This window comes from Streptococcus ictaluri 707-05, assembly GCF_000188015.2.
Classification (GTDB): Bacteria; Bacillota; Bacilli; order Lactobacillales; family Streptococcaceae; genus Streptococcus; species Streptococcus ictaluri.
On the sequence record NZ_AEUX02000001.1, the window covers coordinates 206,938 to 224,920 of the forward strand.

Below are 17,983 nucleotides of genomic sequence, written 5' to 3' on the forward strand. Positions count from 1 at the left end.
TTAATGGTAAAATAGTTTCATAATATTTATTGGAGGGAAGAATGGCTAAGTTACCTGTTTCAAATGATTTTATTGCTAATGAAGTGAAGTCGACTATACCGTATATTTTTTCTAGTTTAAAAAAATTTTATAAAGACATAAAATTTAAAACAGAGGAAGAACTTGGAATAGTTTACATGGACTATTTAGAGTTTACATACAAGAAATATTCTACGGTGAAAACCTTGCTATATAAAAATGAAGGAAAGCATTTATATGATTTCTATGAACATACAAGTTTAAAAAGCGATACTAGAAGTGAGATAAAAACAGATAACACAGAGTTGATTTTTGATGAGAAACAAAATGTGATAATAACTGGAACTGGTGGAATAGGTAAGTCGATGTTAGTAAAGCATATTTTTATAAATCAGGTACAACAAGCAACTACAATACCAATTTTTATTGAATTAAAGTCTCTTAATGACTTCGAACATTTAGAAAAAACTTTAGAAGATTTTATCTATGTTGAGACTTATAACAATCATCTAAATCTGGAGCGAGAATACTTTATTTCAACTTTAAAGTTAGGGAAATATACTATTATTTTTGATGGACTTGATGAGGTTGTTGCTTCTAAACGTCAGTGGTTAGATAAAGCTATAAAAGATTTTGTATCTTTATATGATAAGAATAGGTATGTTTTATCTTCTAGACCATCAGAAGTTTTTATAGGATGGGACAATTTCATTGAGTATGAAATGAAAGTCCTCTCTAAAGAACAGGCACTATCTTTAGTGAATAAATTGGACTATGATTCAAAAATAAAAAAAGCATTTTATCGGGATTTGAAGGACTTTTTATATGTTAATCACGAATCATTTGCTTCAATTCCTCTGTTGCTAACAATAATGTTAATGACCTTTGAAGCTGGTGCATCAATTCCAAATAATTTGACTGATTTCTATAATCAAGCTTTCTATACTTTGTATCAAAGACATGATGCATCTAAATCTGGATATAAATGTGAATTAAAAACCAAGTTATCTCCGGAAGAATTTAAATCAGTATTATCTTACGTTGGAATGAAAACATTTTTTGACAGCCAAGTTGATTTTAATACAAGTACAGTTGATAAAGCTATAAGGAGATATCAAGAAAAAATTAATATTAAAATGAGCAGTTTTGACTTTATTTTTGATGCTACCAATAGTGCGTGCATGTTGATTCAGGAAGGAACTGATTTGAAATTCTCGCATCGTTCTTTTCAAGAATATTTTGCTGCTCTAGGAATTAATCAACTAGATGATAAATTGCAGAAGCAAATTTTGCTCCAATGGGTAAAAGAAGATCGAAATAATATATCGGCCCATAAGACTTTTATGAACTCCTTGTTTTCGATACAGAAAGAGAGAACTTACAAAAATTTATGTTTGCCAGTAATTGAAAAGATGGAGGAATTGTATTTAGGAATGCCAGATATTGACTTTGTTATTCAAAATTGTTTTAAGCATTTTCGTTTAGCGAAAGGAAAAACCAATCAAAAAGGAATTGGATTTGGATTGGCTGATGACTATGCTTACTATTTCAGTTTACAATTCATTATTTTTCATTCAATTGGTAAGGATATCTCGTCTGTTCATAACAAAGAAGAGGTGGAGCTTTTAGAAATGAAACTATATGATTTATTGGAGGAGGACCAACGATACTCGTTTAATGACTTAGTTGAAGAAGAAAAAGTACTATTACGTCAATGGATTGATAACTGGTATATGGCAAGGCATAGATTTTTAAAACAGTGGGCAAAAGAGTTTGTTGAAAATAGCAGCACCCAAAAGAGAACTTTACAAAACATTATGAACTCCATATGATATTTGAATATAATATAATCTTATAAATTTACTAAGATTAACACTTATTGGGTGCTAAACCCAATTAAATTTTACAGTTGTTTGCGCTTGTTATCCTGACAAATATTAATGGTAATGCTGAGAACGATGATGTTCTCTTTTACAGGATTATAAATCATTCAAATTCTAGAAAATTACACAGGATGTTACTTGAAATATAAATTTCTTTAAAAAAGGAGTCTGAAAGGACTCTTTTTTACTTGGATTCTGTCTTTTAAAAGCCATGAATTCATGATAAACTTAGGTTAGTTTTTTCACTGGAAGGAGTCCTGATGTCACCATTTTTAAAAGAGCGTGTCAGTCGCTGTCAAAAAGAGTTAGAGGCAAAGGGTCTGGATGCTATTTTGATTACCAATTTAACCAATATCTATTATTTGACAGGTTTTTCAGGGACATCGGCTACTCTATTGTTAACGTCAAAAAGACGATTGTTGATTACAGATGCTCGTTACAGCTTGATCGCCAAAGCTTGTGTGAGTGACTTTGATATTATTGAGAGTCGTACCCCTTTGGAAGTGGCAGCAAAGGTTTTGAAAGAAGATGGACTTAAGTCTCTAGCTTTTGAAAATCAGGTTCCGTTTTCTTTTTACCAATCGTTAGAGGCTGTTTTTGCGGGCCTTGAACTTCTTCCTCAGTCTCAATGGGTAGAGCAGTTTCGATTAATAAAAGACCAAAGTGAAATTGAAACGATTGCCAAGGCTTGTTCTATTTCGGATAAAGCCTTCATTGATGTTTTAGATTTTATTAAGCCTGGTCAAACCAGTGAGCTAGAGGTGGCTAACTTTTTAGATTTTCGTATGCGTCATTATGGGGCAACAGGTGTGTCTTTTGAAACCATTGCTGCGTCTGGAGAACGTTCGGCCATACCACATGGCGTCGCCAGCTCTAAAATCATTCAATAAGGTGAAAGCTTAACCTTGGATTTTGGCTGTTATTACAATCATTATGTCAGTGATATGACACGTACCATTCATATTGGTGAGGTGACTGATCAAGAACGTGAGATTTATCAGTTGGTTTTAGCTGCCAATCAAGCGTTGATTGCAAAGGCGCGTGCTGGTATGACTTATCGTGACTATGATGGCATTCCACGTCAAGTCTTGACGGATGCCGGTTATGGTGAACATTTTACCCATGGTATTGGGCATGGTATCGGCTTGGACATTCATGAAGATCCATTTTTTGGCAAATCAGACCAAGAACTACAAGTTGGTATGGTGGTAACAGATGAGCCTGGACATTATTTTGACCATCAATTTGGGGTACGTATTGAAGATGACTTGGTCATTACAAAGAGTGGTTGCCAAGTCTTAACGAAAGCCCCTAAAGAACTAATTGTTTTGACCTAAATGACCCGACAAAAAAATAATGAATGAGGAGAAAAAGATGGCAAATAGACTTTCTTGGCAAGATTATTTTATGGCTAATGCCGAGTTGATTTCAAAACGGTCAACTTGTGATCGGGCTTATGTCGGGGCTGTTTTGGTTAAGGACAACAGAATCATTGCGACAGGTTACAACGGTGGTGTCTCAGCTACCGATAACTGTAATGAGGCAGGACATTATATGGAAGATGGTCATTGTATTCGAACGGTTCATGCGGAAATGAATGCCCTCATCCAATGTGCTAAAGAGGGGATTTCAACGGATGGGACAGAACTTTACGTAACCCATTTTCCTTGTATTAATTGCACCAAGGCGCTTTTACAAGCAGGAATCCGCAAAATCACCTATAAAGCTGACTATCGTCCGCACCCTTTTGCCATGGAATTAATGGAGAAAAAAGGGGTTATTTACCAACAACATCCGGTTCCTCATATTATTTTAGGAGGAGATGACTAGTGAGCTCTTGTCATAAAACATTTGAGCAGAATAGGGTTTTGTGGTAAAATGAGATGATAAATATTTTAGTAAGAGGTAATAATAATGATTGAAGCAAGTAAGCTTAAAGCAGGTATGACATTTGAATCAGAAGGAAAATTAATCCGTGTTCTTGAAGCGAGTCACCATAAACCTGGTAAAGGAAACACTATCATGCGTATGAAACTACGTGACGTGCGTACAGGATCAACTTTTGATACAACTTACCGCCCAGATGAAAAATTTGAACAAGCGATCATTGAAACAGTTCCAGCTCAATACCTATACAAAATGGATGATACAGCTTACTTCATGAATACAGATACTTACGATCAGTATGAAATTCCAGTTGCCAATGTTGAGCAAGAATTGTTGTACATTCTTGAAAACTCTGATGTTAAAATCCAATTTTATGGAAGTGAAGTTATCGGTGTGACTGTTCCAACAACCGTTGAATTGACAGTAGCTGAAACACAACCTTCTATTAAAGGAGCAACAGTGACTGGTTCAGGTAAGCCAGCAACTATGGAAACAGGTCTTGTTGTTAACGTTCCAGACTTTATCGAAGCAGGTCAAAAACTCGTTATCAATACTGCTGAAGGTACTTACGTTTCTCGTGCCTAATTCGTCATTATAATTGATTAGTCTAGGGGAAAGAAAGGAAATGCTATGACAACTGAAAATATTGGGGAAATTGTTATTTCACCACGAGTACTTGAAGTGATTACAGGGATTGCAACAACTCAGGTTGATGGCGTTCACTCACTTCATAATAAAAAAATGGCAGACAGTTTTAACAAAGCTAGTCTTGGCAAAGGGGTTTATCTCCAAACAGACGAAGCAGGTGATGTTAAAGCTGATATCTATGTTTACTTGCAATATGGGGTAAAGGTGCCAGCGGTAGCTATTGCTATTCAAAAAGCGGTCAAGTCAGCGGTTTATGATATGGCAGAGGTCCTTATTTCTTCTGTTAATATTCATGTTGAAGGAATTGTTCCTGAGAAAACACCAAAACCAGAAATGAAATCACTTTTTGATGAGGATTTTTTGGATGACTAAAAGTTTTCAAAACTCGAGAAGAGATCTACGTGAACGTGCCTTTCAAGCGCTCTTTAATATGGAAATGGGTGGTGAATTTCTGACGGCCTCTCAATTCGCCTACGACTATGATAAAGCTAGAGAAGGGCAAGAGCAACCTCTTGAAGTTCCTGTCTTTCTATTAAATCTTGTTAATGGGGTTATTGCTCATCAAACAGAACTAGATGAGTTAATTACCAATAACCTCAAAGTGGGCTGGACATTGGATCGTTTGACTGTGTCAGATAAGACCATGCTACGATTGGGACTTTTTGAAATTAAATATTTTAATGAAACACCGGACCGTGTGGCTTTGAATGAAATCATTGAAATTGCTAAAAAATATTCAGATGACCGTTCAGCCAAGTTTATTAACGGTTTGTTGAGTCAGTTTGTCTCAACTGAAGAGCCTGTTCAAGAAAAAAAAGAATAACAAAAAAACTCACTTCCTTTGGAAGTGGGTTTTTTGATTTGAGAAAGTTCTTTGCAATTCTTGTTTACAAATCAAGTGGATGTCTATATGGCAAGGCAAAGAGCATGTTTTAGAAGAACGGAGTTACGTGTGGCTTTAAAGGCTGCTTCCTGGTAGAAGTCGGATGGGTAAGATATAATCTTTACTTGTTTTTTGACCGTTGATTTTTTTGAGGAGAACCTCAACGCAGAGTTTTGCGATTTCGTCAATAGGTTGTTTGATGGTAGTTAGTTGCGGGAAGTAGTTTTCGGTGAAAGTAGTCCCATCATAGCCGATGATTTTAAGATCCTCTGGGATGCGGAGTTGCATGTCTTTAGCAATTTTCATAATCAAAATAGCTGTTAAATCATCTGAAGCAAAGATGCCATCGGGATTTTGAGTTGCCAAAATTGATTTGATTTCTATTTCACGTCGGATGGTAGACAGCTCTTTAGGTAGTTTAACGATGTCAGCTTTTTTTTGAAGTTGGTAATTAAAACCTAACTGTCGCAATCCTGTTGGAGAATCTGAATGGTCATTGCCTGTAATCATGAGAATGCTTTGGCAGCCATGTTTTTGAAGCGTTTTGGCGGCTAGTCGCCCTCCTTCAAAATTATCTGATGAAACGATAGGAATATTAGGCGCTAAATTGCGATCGAAAGCAACGATAGGAGCTTCAACGCGTTCATAGTCATTAATGCCCAGATTGTGACTAGAAGAAATAATGCCATCGACTTGATTGGCGGCCAGCATTTCGAGATAATCTCGTTCCTTCTCTGGTTTATTCTCACTATTACAAATAATGCTCTTATAACCGTGGTTGAACAATTCGATTTCCAAGTGCTCAATAAGTTCGGCATAAAAGACGTTGCTGATATTTGGAAATATCAAACCTATCAGCTGTGCTGATTTGCCTTGTAGGCTTCGCGCTAGGTTATTAGGCTTATAACCTAAGTCACGCATGGCCTTAGTTACCTTATCCACCGTTTTTTGGGATAGATAGCCTTTTTTATTAATGACTCGAGAAACAGTGGTAGGGCTGACACCAGCTAATGCCGCCACATCTGTTAATTTTGCGACCACCTTTAATACCTCATTTCATAGTAGTGCCCAGTCACTTGCCCAACTAAATGCTTAATACCGGTTTGATTAGCGTCTGGAAAGACACGACTAGTCAAGACCCGTTGACCCTGATTGACGAAAATTTCCACAAGTGCCTTGTCAACGTAGATATTAAGTGTAACATGCTCTTGAGGAATTTGGCAAGAGCGCTGTTGTCCAAAAGCTTGAGCGTAAGGCTGTCCAGCCTTGCTGCGATCAATCTCCATATATCCCTTTTGGGTATCTACTGTCAAAAGTAGTCCGCTATGCTGATTCGCAAAGAGTTGTATTTGTGCTTTTTGATCAGCGGAAATATCTAAAACCAACTCATATGTATTGGAGCTCTTATCGAGAGACTGAAAAACTTGAGCTTCTTGCCTCAGCTTTTTTAAATTATCGACAGGGAATTGATAGAGTTGTCCATTTTTGAGACTGAGTTCTTTAACCAAGCTGAGGGCTCCTTGGTAGTCGTAGCGATCGGTTGGATAATTAATATCGGGCAAGCCGACCCAGGAGACAGCTAAGACGCGACTATCTGGACTGTTAAAAGCTTGAGTAGCATAAGTCTCAAATCCAAAATCAAGATTTTGAATCGGCTGGCCTCCTACCAAGCGAGCTTCTTTGGGATCAAAATGGTCAAAGACTTGATAAGTATTGGGGTAAATATTGTCATAATGAAGTTCGGAACGGTCCAGACCCTGGGGGCTAGAGATTAATACAGGTTTATCGTCAATAAAAACTAAATGTGGGCATTCCACCATGTACTGCCCTTGCCATTCACCAATATCTAAATCGCCCAGTAATTGCCAGTTGGTAACATCGTTATTGATGGCTTTATACAGTTTAATAAGACCTTGTCCTTCTTTATTTTGGGCACCAATAAGGGCATAAAATTCTTCCTTGTAGCAAAAAAATTGAGGGTCACGAAAGTGATCGGTCACATCTTTTGGTTGCTTAATTAAGGCTTGAGGAAGTTTTTGAATCTTTCCTTCCTTTGACATCCAGGCTCCTAATTGAAAGGCTTGCCGATTCCAGTCTTTATCACGGACATTTCCGGTATAAAATAAGAACAACTGGTCTTTGATAGGGTAAGCTGATCCAGAGTATGCCCCGTGGCTATCCAAAGGACTATCAGGAAGGAGTCGTGTCTGACTCTCGGTAAAGTGCACCAAATCAGTAGAATAGGTGTGTACCCATTCTTTGAGTCCATGTGCCGGACCAAAGGGCCAATGCTGATAAAAAAGATGGAATTGCCCGTTGAAGTAAGAAAAGCCATTAGGATCATTTAGTAAGCCAGTTCTGGCTTCGATATGATAGTGGCAGCGCCAAGGAGATTGGTTGACTCTGTTTTCTATGTTTTTAAGCTCTTCTTTAGTCCAGTCTTGGTAGGGACGGTAGCGAACTTCTCTTGGTAATTCCATATTGTTTCTCCTTTATCTTTAAAGTATATGATAAACGTTTTCCTTTGATAAATCAAGTTTTTTATGTTTTTAAAATAATTTTATATCAAACGATTGACATAAAATGGAATCGTGTTAAAATGTAGGTAACTTGTCAAAGACATGCTTAAAAAGGTAAGGAGATCTTATGGATTATAAAAAAGTAGCACAAGTAATTGTGAATGCTATCGGTCGGGAGAATATTGTAGCAGCTGCTCATTGCGCTACCCGTCTGAGATTGGTCTTAAAAGACGATAAAGCTATCGATCAAAAAACTTTGGATAGTGATCCTGATATCAAGGGAACTTTTCGATCAAATGGACAGTATCAGATCATTATTGGACCGGGAGATGTTAATTTTGTCTATGCTGAATTAATCAAAGAGACGGGTCTCAAAGACGCTCAAAAGGATGATTTGAAAAAAATCAGCCAAGAAGGCCAGCACTTTAATCCCTTAATGGCTTTAATGCGATTGCTTTCTGATATTTTTGTACCGATTATTTCAGCTTTGGTAGCCGGTGGTCTTTTAATGGCCTTACGTAATTTTTTGACCTCACCAGATTTGTTTGGACCCTTATCATTAGAGCAACAATTCCCAACGATTAAGGGACTATCAGAAATGATTCAATTCATGTCTGCGGCTCCCTTTATGTTTTTGCCAATATTGGTTGGGTTTTCTGCTTCTAAGCGTTTTGGAGCCAATCCTTGCCTAGGAGCTGCTCTTGGGATGATTATGACAGCAGCTAATCCCGCTGACTTGACTACATGGAAGCTCTTTGGTTTACAAATTGCGCAAGCCAACTATTTTTACCAAGTGATTCCAGTCTTGGTTTCTGTCTGGGTCTTATCATTACTTGAGAATTTCTTTCATAAAAAATTACCGTCTTCGATTGACTTTACCTTTACTCCTTTATTATCTTTATTAATCACAGGCTTCTTGACTTTTGCGGCTATAGGTCCTATTATGATGATGGTCTCTGATAGCATCACTAATGCCATTGTGTGGTTATATAACACAACTGGTCCCTTAGGAATGGGCATCTTTGGTGGGACTTATTCGCTGATTGTGATGACAGGTTTGCATCAATCTTTCCCTGCTATTGAAACCCAGTTGCTCTCAGCATATAATCAAAACGGAACTGGAGTTGGAGGCTATATTTTTGTAGTAGCCTCCATGGCAAATGTGGCTCAAGGTGCAGCTACCTTAGCTATCTATTTTTTAACTAAGAAGGCTAAGACAAAGGGATTATCCGGTTCAGCTGCAGTGTCTGCTTTCTTAGGAATTACTGAGCCAGCTCTTTTTGGGGTTAACTTAAAATACCGCTTCCCCTTCTTTTGCGCTTTGATTGGTTCAGCAGTTGGTGCAGCATTCGCGGGATTGATGAAAGTTATTGCAGTGTCTTTAGGTGCAGCTGGCTTTATCGGATTTTTATCTATAAAAGCTAGCAGCATTCCCATGTATGTTGTGGCTCAATTAATAGCTTTTGCGATTGCTTTTGGTTTGACCCTGCTCTATGGTAAAACTAAGGCAGCAAAGGTATTTGTAGAAGAAGCCTTGGTTGATGTCGAAGAAGCACCTATTATTTCTGCTAAGCCTTCTCAAGAAGAGGTTCTTAGTCCTCTTGATGGATTTGTGGTTCCTTTAGAATCAGTCTCTGATCCTGTATTTGCATCAGGCGCTATGGGTCAAGGCATGGCTATTAAACCAGAAGGGAATACGGTATATGCTCCTTTTGATGGTCAAGTGACAGTGGTCTTTGAGACAGGTCATGCCTATGGATTGCAAGCAGATAGTGGGATAGAATTGCTAATTCACATCGGTATAGATACGGTGTCTATGGCTGGTGATGCTTTTAAGGCTTTAGTGACAAAAGGACAGAGAGTACAAAAAGGACAGGTCTTGGGAACATTTGATATTAATAAAATTGAAAAGGCAAAACTTGAGTTAACAACGATGTTGATAGTGACAAATAACTCTCAATATCACAAGTGTCACAAGACTAGTGATGAGCATATTAGAGTAGGACAAGTCCTTATGACTTTAGACAAGAACTAACAGAAAAGCTGGACCTAGTCCAGCTTTTAGCACTTTGAAAAGGATGAATCAAAAAGTCAAGGAGTTCTGGAAAGCCTTTTTGAGCTCGAGGTAAAGATTACTAAAGTTTGTGTTATTTTAACTATACTTTGTGCCTTGTTTTTTGAACAATTAACTTGATATACTGGATAAAACGAGTTATGACCTTTTAGGTCAAGTTAACTTTCATATCTAATTTAAAAGGGACAGGTCATCAGAGACGCGTTAATAGGAGAAAAAATGGGAAAATTATTTGGAAGTATCGAGGCTGGTGGAACAAAATTTGTTTGTGCAGTAGGCAATCAGGAATTTGAAATTGTCGATAAAATACAATTTCCGACGACAAAACCTGAAGAAACCATTGACAGAACAATTGCTTATTTTAAAACTTTTGAAGAGCAATTGGCTGGGATAGCGATTGGGTCATTTGGTCCTATTGATATTGATCCAGAGTCAAGTACTTATGGTTATATCACAACAACTCCAAAGCCTTATTGGGCTAATGTGGATTTATTAGGAAAGCTTTCAGCTGCCTTTGATATTCCCTTTTATATCACCACAGATGTCAATAGTTCAGCTTACGGCGAAGCTATTGCACGCCCAGGAACAAAGAGTCTGGTTTATTACATCATTGGAACAGGAATTGGTGCAGGAGCCATACAAGACGGTCGCTTTATCGGTGGAATAGGGGATACTGAAGCTGGTCACACCTATGTGAAGTCGCACCCGTCGGATTTGCAGGCAGATTTTCAAGGTGTTTGTCCTTTTCACAAGGGTTGTCTAGAAGGAATGGCGGCTGGACCTAGCTTAGAAGCACGTACTGGTATTAAAGGGGAATTATTAGAAGCAGATGATCAAGTCTGGGATACCCAAGCCTTTTACATCGCTCAAGCTGCTTTACAAGCCACCATGCTGTATCGCCCACAAGTCATTGTTTTTGGTGGCGGTGTCATGGCACAAGAGCATATGGTGAAAAGAGTTCATGATTGCTTTAGGCAATTATTAAATGGCTATCTGCCTGTTCCAGATTTAAAAGACTATATTGTGACACCAGCTATTGCTGACAATGGCTCTGCTACAATAGGTAATTTTGCCTTGGCTAAGCAAGTATCAGAAACCTAATAAGGAAGCAACCTTTAGATTAAAGCTAAAGGTGGTTTATCACTCATTATATTATTGGGTCTAATAGGTACACAGTCCAACTATTTCAAAAATACTAGAAAATGCTATAATAACTAAGAAAGAAGTCATAAAAAGAATTGAGGAAGTATTATGTCAGAACTGTTATTTCTAGAGTCTTGTATGCACGATAAAATTTGGGGAGGAACTCAATTAAGAGATCAATTTGGTTACCAAATTCCTTCAGAAACAACAGGTGAATACTGGGCAATTTCTGCTCATCCCAATGGGGTATCAACCATCAGTCAAGGTCGCTTTAAAGGGGAAACTTTAGATAACTTATATGCCCAAAGACCAGATTTGTTTGGCAATCCTAAGGAAGCTGTATTTCCACTTCTGACCAAGATTTTAGACGCTAATGATTGGCTTAGTGTACAAGTTCATCCAGATGATGCTTACGGCATGGCTCATGAGGGTGAGCTTGGAAAAACTGAGTGCTGGTATGTGATTGCTGCAGAAGAAGGGGCAGAGATCATTTATGGTCATCATGCTAAATCTAAAGAAGAGTTGAAGCAGATGATTGAAGCAGGTGATTGGGATAATCTATTGACACGTGTCCCAGTTAAAGCTGGTGACTTTTTCTATGTTCCTAGTGGCACCATGCATGCTATAGGAAAAGGTATTTTGATTTTAGAGACGCAACAGTCATCTGATACTACCTATCGTGTTTATGATTTTGATCGTAAAGATGCCAAAGGGGAGTTAAGAGAATTACATATTGACAAATCGATTGATGTCTTAAGGATTGGTGAGCCTGAAAATAGCGTTCCAGCAACCCTTTATATTGATCAGTTCGTCACTACTTGTTTGGTTTCAAATCCTTTCTTTACCGTTTACAAATGGAAGGTTAGTCAATTGGTTGAGATGAGACAAACAGCTCCATATCTTTTGGTCAGCGTCCTCGAAGGACAAGGGAAGCTTTTTGTGGATCAAGAGGCTTATGACTTAAATAAAGGTATGCATTTTATCTTGCCAAATGATGTCAAATCATGGCAATTAGATGGACAAATGGAATTCATTGTCAGCCATCCCAATTAAAAATTGCAATAACATTAATTTATAATGAGAGTCCAAAAAAGGTGGTTTTTATTGATACTACCTTTTTTTCACTGATAACTTATCATCAATTCTTGAACTGAAAGCCTATTTATGTTAGAATGAACTGATTAGACGAGCGAAAGGAAAGAGAATGACCAATATTCTACGCAAAGTCATTGAAAATGACAAAGGCGAATTAAGAAAATTAGAAAAAATTGCAAAAAAAGTAGAGTCCTACACAGACCAAATGGAGGCTCTATCAGATAAAGAATTACAAGCCAAAACCCCTGAATTTAAAGAACGTTACCAAAATGGTGAAACCCTTGATCAATTGCTTCCAGAAGCTTTTGCGGTTGTCCGTGAAGCTGCTAGACGTGTCTTAGGACTTTACCCATATCGTGTTCAGATCATGGGGGGAGTTGTTCTTCATAACGGTGACGTACCGGAGATGCGTACCGGTGAAGGAAAAACCTTGACAGCTACTATGCCTGTTTACCTGAATGCTTTAGCAGGAGAAGGGGTTCATGTTATTACCGTTAACGAATACCTATCTACCCGTGATGCGACTGAAATGGGTGAAGTTTATAGCTGGTTAGGTCTTTCAGTGGGGATTAACTTAGCCGCTAAAACTTCAGCTGAAAAACGCGAAGCCTACCAATGTGATATCACTTATTCAACCAACTCAGAGGTCGGTTTTGACTATTTGCGTGACAACATGGTTGTTCGTCAAGAAGACATGGTGCAACGTCCTTTGAACTTTGCTCTTGTCGATGAAGTAGACTCTGTCTTGATTGATGAGGCAAGAACGCCTTTGATTGTATCTGGTACCGTTAGCTCAGAGACTAACCAATTATACGTTCGTGCGGATATGTTTGTGAAGACCTTGTCATCAGTTGACTCTGTTATTGATGTGCCAACTAAGACTATTAGTCTGACAGACTCTGGTATTGATAAAGCAGAAAGTTACTTCAATCTTAAAAATCTTTATGATATCGAAAATGTAGCTCTTACGCACTTCGTAGATAATGCGCTTCGTGCTAACTATATCATGCTTTTGGATATTGACTATGTGGTTAGTGAAGATGGTGAAATCCTTATTGTTGACCAGTTTACAGGACGTACCATGGAAGGTCGCCGCTTCTCAGACGGTCTACACCAGGCTATTGAAGCCAAAGAGGGCGTTCGTATCCAAGAAGAGTCTAAGACAAGCGCCTCAATTACCTACCAAAATATGTTCCGTATGTACAAAAAATTGGCAGGTATGACAGGGACAGCCAAGACAGAAGAAGAGGAATTTCGCGAAGTTTACAACATGCGCATTATTCCAATTCCGACCAACCGTCCTATTGCACGTTTAGATAACACTGATCTTCTTTACCCCACACTTGATTCGAAATTTAAAGCGGTAGTGGCAGATGTTAAAGAACGTCACGAAAAAGGACAGCCGATTCTTGTAGGTACTGTAGCTGTTGAGACCAGTGACCTTATTTCCCAAAAATTAGTTGAAGCAGGCATTCCTCATGAAGTCTTGAATGCTAAAAACCACTTCAAAGAGGCTCAAATCATTATGAACGCGGGTCAACGTGGTGCCGTTACCATTGCAACCAACATGGCCGGTCGTGGTACCGATATCAAACTTGGTGAAGGGGTTCGTGAACTAGGTGGACTTTGTGTAATTGGTACAGAGCGTCATGAGAGTCGCCGTATTGATAATCAGCTTCGTGGACGTTCAGGTCGTCAAGGTGATCCAGGTGAATCACAATTTTACCTTTCTCTAGAAGATGACTTGATGAGACGCTTTGGTTCAGACCGTATCAAGGCCTTCTTAGAACGCATGAAAATGAATGAAGAAGACACGGTTATCAAATCAGGTATGCTATCTCGCCAAGTGGAGTCAGCTCAAAAACGTGTTGAAGGAAATAACTACGATACCCGTAAGCAAGTCTTGCAGTACGATGATGTGATGCGCGAGCAACGTGAAATTATCTATGCTAACCGCCGTGATGTGATTATAGCTAATCGTGATTTGGGTCCTGAAATCAAATCAATGATTAAACGAACAATCAGTCGTGCTGTAGATGCTCACGCACGTAGCAATCGTAAAGATGCTCTTGATGCGATTGTCGCTTTTGCTAGAACTAATCTTGTTCCAGAAGAGACTATCAGTGCCAAAGAACTCCAAGGACTTAAAGACGAACAAATCAAAGAAAAACTCTATCAAAGAGCCATAGATATCTATGATAGCCAGTTATCTAAATTACGTGATCAAAATGCTATTATTGAATTCCAAAAAGTCTTAATTTTGATGATTGTGGATAACAAGTGGACAGAGCATATTGATGCTTTGGATCAATTACGTAACGCAGTTGGTTTACGTGGTTATGCACAAAATAATCCTGTTGTAGAGTATCAATCAGAAGGCTTCAAGATGTTCCAAGATATGATTGGGGCAATTGAGTTTGATGTGACGCGTACCATGATGAAAGCACAGATTCATGAACAAGAGCGTGAGCGTACTACTCCACACGCGACAACAACAGCTGTCCAAAACATCCCATCACAAAGCATGAGAGATGATTTAGACCCATCCCTTGATTATTCAAATGTGGAACGTAATGCTCCATGTCCATGTGGTTGTGGAAAGAAATTTAAAAATTGTCACGGTCGTAAAGCTTTTTAAGACCAGGTCCCCTTTTAGGGAATGATGATATGGAATCAAAAGGAGCTGGGAGCTAATCTCAGCTTCTCTTTTTCAGAGAAAAAGAAAGCTAGTAAGGAATAAAATGATTGTTGGACATGGTATAGATTTGCAAGAAATCACTGCAGTAGCAAAAGCCTATCACAGAAATCCTCGATTCGCTCGAAAAATCTTAACGGATCAGGAGCTTAGCATTTTTCAAAGCTTTCCTCCAAAACGTCAAATGACCTATCTAGCAGGTCGTTGGTCTGGTAAAGAAGCCTTTGCTAAAGCAATGGGCACGGGAATAGGAAAGTTGACCTTTCAGGATATTGAGATTCTAAATGACCAGAGAGGTAGACCTTTTATTACCAAATCTCCTTTTGAAGGAAAGAGTTTTATTAGCATTTCTCATAGTGGCGACTATGTTCAAGCCAGTGTTATTTTGGAGGCTGACAAATGATATCAAGTACACATCGACCAACCCTTGCAAGGGTTAATTTAAAAGCTATTTCAGAAAATATTGAAAAGGTTAAGCGTCATATTCCTCAATCGAGTAAAGTTTATGCTGTGGTAAAGGCTAATGCTTATGGTCACGGAGCTATTAGGGTGGCAAAAGCCATCGACCAGCAAGTTGATGCTTACTGCGTTTCCAATTTAGATGAAGCCCTAGAATTGCGTCAAGCAGGTATTGACAAAGATATTCTTATTTTAGGAGTTATTTTAGCAACAGATCTGCCTTTGGTTATCCAAGAAAAGATAACCATTACGGTAGCTAGTCTTGAGTGGTTAGAAATGGCTTTGAGTCAAAAGCTAGACATGTCTCAGCTCCATGTCCACCTCAAAGTGGATTCTGGAATGGGACGTATTGGTGTTAGGACAGTTCAAGAAGCTGATGCTCTTATCTCGGTTTTACAAAAGCATGGCGTCAAAGTGGATGGCATTTTCACACATTTTGCGACAGCAGATGAGTCTGATGACCATAAATTTAACCAACAGTTAAATTATTTTAAAGACTTAGTGGCAAACTTAGCTTACCGTCCAGCACTTGTCCATGCTAGTAATTCGGCAGCCAGCTTATGGCACCAAGAAAGTATCTTTAATGCCGTTCGTTTAGGAATTGCCATTTATGGTCTAAATCCTAGCGGAGAAGACTTGGCACTGCCATATCCCTTACAAGAGGCCTTAAGTTTAGAAACCATTTTAGTTCATGTCAAAGCGATTGACAAAGGTCAAACGGTTGGCTACGGTGCTACTTATTGTGCTCACGAAAAGGAGTATATCGGAACCTTACCAATTGGCTATGCTGATGGTTGGACCAGAGATTTACAAGGTTTTAAGGTGTTGGTAGAAAAAGAGTGGTGCGAAATTGTTGGTCGTGTTTCCATGGATCAGGTTACGATTAGACTGCCTAAAGCCTTTCCTATAGGGACAAAAGTGACCTTAATAGGGCAGCGAGGTAACCAAAAAATCAGTGCAACAGATATTGCTAACTATAAGAAAACTATCAATTATGAAGTGCTTTGTTTATTGAGTGACCGTATCCCTAGAGAATATTAAAGAAAAATGACAAAAAATCCTTGCTTTTTAATTCATATTAGTGCTATAATGTGGGGTAGAATACTAGAAAGAAGCAACCAATCATTAAATGAAAAAAACCAAATTATTAAGAATGGCCATGGTAATGGCTCTTCTAGCCCCAAGTATGGGAAATGTAAGGGTGTTTGCTCAAGATAGTTTGCTTGATGTCAACCACACAAAGTCCTTATCTGAAGATGATTCTTCTATAGAAGAATCAGACCAAGCTGAGGTAATGGATGATGTTGACACAGGCCTTGAAACAGAAGATGCGACAAGTCCAGAATCGCCTTCTAGTTCAAGCCCAAGCGATACGTCAAAAGAAGCTGATGATAAAAAGCAAGGGAGTGACACAAGTCAAACAGAACTTCCTTCAGATCAAACAAAGCCTGAAGCACCGGAAGTAAAATCACCTCTTGAACCAAGTCCACAACCAAGCCCAGAAAAAGCAACTCCGCAAGCAAGTGCTCCACTTGTTCCTTTTATGCCATCAGTTTCAGATGAACCTTTAGAAATGCCTAACATTCCATCTGTTAATACTTATGCGGCGTATGTGGATCACTGGAGTGGTAAAGATGCTTATACGCATAATCTTTTATCTCGACGTTATGGGATTAAAGCAGAGCAGCTTGATGGCTTTTTGAAGTCTACGGGCATTCAGTATGATAGCAAACGAATCAATGGCGCTAAATTACTGAAGTGGGAAAAGATGAGTGGACTTGACGTTCGTGCTATTATTGCTATTTCGATGACAGAGAGCTCATTAGGAACCCAAGGTGTAGCAAGGCTTTTAGGTGCCAATATGTTTGGTTATGCTGCTTTTGACCTTAACCCTAATCAAGCAAGTCAGTATAACGATGATATTGCTATTGTCAGAATGACTCAAGAAACAATCATCAAAAATAAAAATACGGATTTTGCGTTACAAGATCATAAAGCTTCTAAATTTGCAAAAGGCTTATTGAATTTTGCTAGTGACGGTGGTCTGTATTTCACTGATACTAGCGGTTCTGGTAAACGCCGTGCTCAAATCATGGAAGCTGTCGATACTTGGATTGACCAACACGGTGGAACCCCAGCTATTCCTGCAGAATTGAAAATTCAATCTTCTTCAAGTTTTGAAAATGTACCAGTCGGTTATCAAATTTCTAAAAGCTATGATGTCTTGAGCTATCAAGCTACTAGCTACGCTTGGGGACAATGCACTTGGTACGTATACAACCGTGCTAAAGAGCTCGGATATCAATTCGATGCCTTTATGGGTAATGGTGGTGACTGGAAATACAAAGCTGGTTTCCGCTTGTCTAAGACACCAAAAGTAGGCTATGCTATTTCCTTTGCTCCAGGGCAAGCAGGTGCGGACGCAACATACGGACACGTGTCAATCGTTGAAGAAGTCAGAAAAGATGGTTCTATTTTGATTTCTGAATCAAATTGTATTGGTTTAGGAAAAGTTTCTTACCGTACCTTTACACCTCAACAAGCAGAGCAATTAACTTACGTCGTTGGAAAAAAATAAATTAACAATCACAAAAGTGTCAACTCTATATAGAGTTGATTCTTTTTTTGTTTATTATGTGAATTTTTTCCTAAAGTCATCTTGACAAAGGGTAGCTAACA

14 protein-coding genes and 1 pseudogene are annotated in these 17,983 nt (G+C 38.5%); 13 read left to right on the forward strand and 2 right to left on the reverse strand.

Features of this window, described 5'->3' with window-relative positions; translation table 11 throughout:
• Positions 1–41 precede the first annotated feature (41 nt).
• From STRIC_RS00980 to nusB, 6 genes and pseudogenes are all read left to right on the forward strand, one after another.
• Positions 42–1,850, forward strand: coding sequence for an NACHT domain-containing protein (locus STRIC_RS00980; RefSeq protein WP_008086923.1), 1,809 nt, complete (start codon positions 42–44; stop codon positions 1,848–1,850).
• Between the two features lie 311 nt (positions 1,851–2,161).
• Positions 2,162–3,238: pseudogene (locus STRIC_RS00985) on the forward strand (M24 family metallopeptidase).
• A gap of 37 nt (positions 3,239–3,275) precedes the next feature.
• A complete protein-coding gene (locus STRIC_RS00990; RefSeq protein WP_008087036.1) occupies positions 3,276–3,731 on the forward strand; it encodes a deoxycytidylate deaminase in 456 nt (151 codons plus the stop codon).
• 84 nt (positions 3,732–3,815) lie between these two features.
• Positions 3,816–4,373 (forward strand): elongation factor P, encoded by a 558-nt coding sequence (efp, locus tag STRIC_RS00995; RefSeq protein WP_008087119.1) that lies wholly within the window; start codon positions 3,816–3,818, stop codon positions 4,371–4,373.
• 45 nt (positions 4,374–4,418) lie between these two features.
• Positions 4,419–4,808, forward strand: coding sequence for an Asp23/Gls24 family envelope stress response protein (locus tag STRIC_RS01000; RefSeq protein ID WP_008087354.1), 390 nt, complete (start codon positions 4,419–4,421; stop codon positions 4,806–4,808).
• Positions 4,801–5,259, forward strand: coding sequence for a transcription antitermination factor NusB (gene nusB / locus STRIC_RS01005; RefSeq protein ID WP_008087271.1), 459 nt, complete (start codon positions 4,801–4,803; stop codon positions 5,257–5,259). Before STRIC_RS01000 ends, nusB begins: the two co-directional genes overlap by 8 nt.
• A gap of 135 nt (positions 5,260–5,394) precedes the next feature.
• On the opposite strand, the gene STRIC_RS01010 is transcribed toward nusB, so the two are convergent.
• The gene (locus STRIC_RS01010) at positions 5,395–6,360 is read right to left on the reverse strand and encodes a LacI family DNA-binding transcriptional regulator (RefSeq protein ID WP_008087174.1); all 966 of its coding nucleotides are present in this window, start codon (positions 6,358–6,360) and stop codon (positions 5,395–5,397) included.
• Positions 6,361–6,362: 2 nt separating this feature from the next.
• The gene (locus STRIC_RS01015) at positions 6,363–7,799 is read right to left on the reverse strand and encodes a sucrose-6-phosphate hydrolase (RefSeq protein ID WP_008087005.1); all 1,437 of its coding nucleotides are present in this window, start codon (positions 7,797–7,799) and stop codon (positions 6,363–6,365) included.
• Positions 7,800–7,965: 166 nt separating this feature from the next.
• Between STRIC_RS01015 and STRIC_RS01020 the strand changes: the two genes are divergently transcribed.
• From STRIC_RS01020 to STRIC_RS01050, 7 genes are all read left to right on the forward strand, one after another.
• A complete protein-coding gene (locus STRIC_RS01020) occupies positions 7,966–9,873 on the forward strand; it encodes a sucrose-specific PTS transporter subunit IIBC (protein WP_008087345.1) in 1,908 nt (635 codons plus the stop codon).
• A gap of 258 nt (positions 9,874–10,131) precedes the next feature.
• A complete protein-coding gene (scrK, locus tag STRIC_RS01025; protein WP_008086917.1) occupies positions 10,132–11,013 on the forward strand; it encodes a fructokinase ScrK in 882 nt (293 codons plus the stop codon).
• A gap of 150 nt (positions 11,014–11,163) precedes the next feature.
• Entirely contained in the window at positions 11,164–12,108 is a 945-nt protein-coding gene (gene manA, locus STRIC_RS01030; RefSeq protein ID WP_008087268.1) for a mannose-6-phosphate isomerase, class I, read from the forward strand.
• Between the two features lie 151 nt (positions 12,109–12,259).
• Positions 12,260–14,788 carry a preprotein translocase subunit SecA gene (secA, locus tag STRIC_RS01035; RefSeq protein WP_008087086.1) on the forward strand — a complete coding sequence of 843 codons (2,529 nt, stop codon included), beginning with the start codon at positions 12,260–12,262 and terminating at the stop codon, positions 14,786–14,788.
• 103 nt (positions 14,789–14,891) lie between these two features.
• A complete protein-coding gene (acpS, locus tag STRIC_RS01040; RefSeq protein WP_008087196.1) occupies positions 14,892–15,248 on the forward strand; it encodes a holo-ACP synthase in 357 nt (118 codons plus the stop codon).
• Complete coding sequence (gene alr / locus STRIC_RS01045; protein WP_008087320.1) at positions 15,245–16,345, forward strand: alanine racemase; 1,101 nt, start codon at positions 15,245–15,247, stop codon at positions 16,343–16,345. Before acpS ends, alr begins: the two co-directional genes overlap by 4 nt.
• An 88-nt stretch (positions 16,346–16,433) precedes the next feature.
• The gene (locus STRIC_RS01050) at positions 16,434–17,882 is read left to right on the forward strand and encodes a CHAP domain-containing protein (RefSeq protein WP_008086946.1); all 1,449 of its coding nucleotides are present in this window, start codon (positions 16,434–16,436) and stop codon (positions 17,880–17,882) included.
• The last annotated feature ends 101 nt before the right edge of the window (positions 17,883–17,983 follow it).

Excerpts from the sequence above, each read along its gene's own strand:
- STRIC_RS00980 (WP_008086923.1), top strand. The coding sequence starts at position 42 with ATGGCTAAGTTACCTGTTTCAAATGATTTTATTGCTAATGAAGTGAAG.
- STRIC_RS00990 (WP_008087036.1), top strand. The coding sequence starts at position 3,276 with ATGGCAAATAGACTTTCTTGGCAAGATTATTTTATGGCTAATGCCGAG.
- efp (WP_008087119.1), top strand. The coding sequence starts at position 3,816 with ATGATTGAAGCAAGTAAGCTTAAAGCAGGTATGACATTTGAATCAGAA.
- STRIC_RS01000 (WP_008087354.1), top strand. The coding sequence starts at position 4,419 with ATGACAACTGAAAATATTGGGGAAATTGTTATTTCACCACGAGTACTT.
- nusB (WP_008087271.1), top strand. The coding sequence starts at position 4,801 with ATGACTAAAAGTTTTCAAAACTCGAGAAGAGATCTACGTGAACGTGCC.
- STRIC_RS01015 (WP_008087005.1), bottom strand. The coding sequence starts at position 7,799 with ATGGAATTACCAAGAGAAGTTCGCTACCGTCCCTACCAAGACTGGACT.
- STRIC_RS01020 (WP_008087345.1), top strand. The coding sequence starts at position 7,966 with ATGGATTATAAAAAAGTAGCACAAGTAATTGTGAATGCTATCGGTCGG.
- scrK (WP_008086917.1), top strand. The coding sequence starts at position 10,132 with ATGGGAAAATTATTTGGAAGTATCGAGGCTGGTGGAACAAAATTTGTT.
- manA (WP_008087268.1), top strand. The coding sequence starts at position 11,164 with ATGTCAGAACTGTTATTTCTAGAGTCTTGTATGCACGATAAAATTTGG.
- secA (WP_008087086.1), top strand. The coding sequence starts at position 12,260 with ATGACCAATATTCTACGCAAAGTCATTGAAAATGACAAAGGCGAATTA.
- acpS (WP_008087196.1), top strand. The coding sequence starts at position 14,892 with ATGATTGTTGGACATGGTATAGATTTGCAAGAAATCACTGCAGTAGCA.
- alr (WP_008087320.1), top strand. The coding sequence starts at position 15,245 with ATGATATCAAGTACACATCGACCAACCCTTGCAAGGGTTAATTTAAAA.
- STRIC_RS01050 (WP_008086946.1), top strand. The coding sequence starts at position 16,434 with ATGAAAAAAACCAAATTATTAAGAATGGCCATGGTAATGGCTCTTCTA.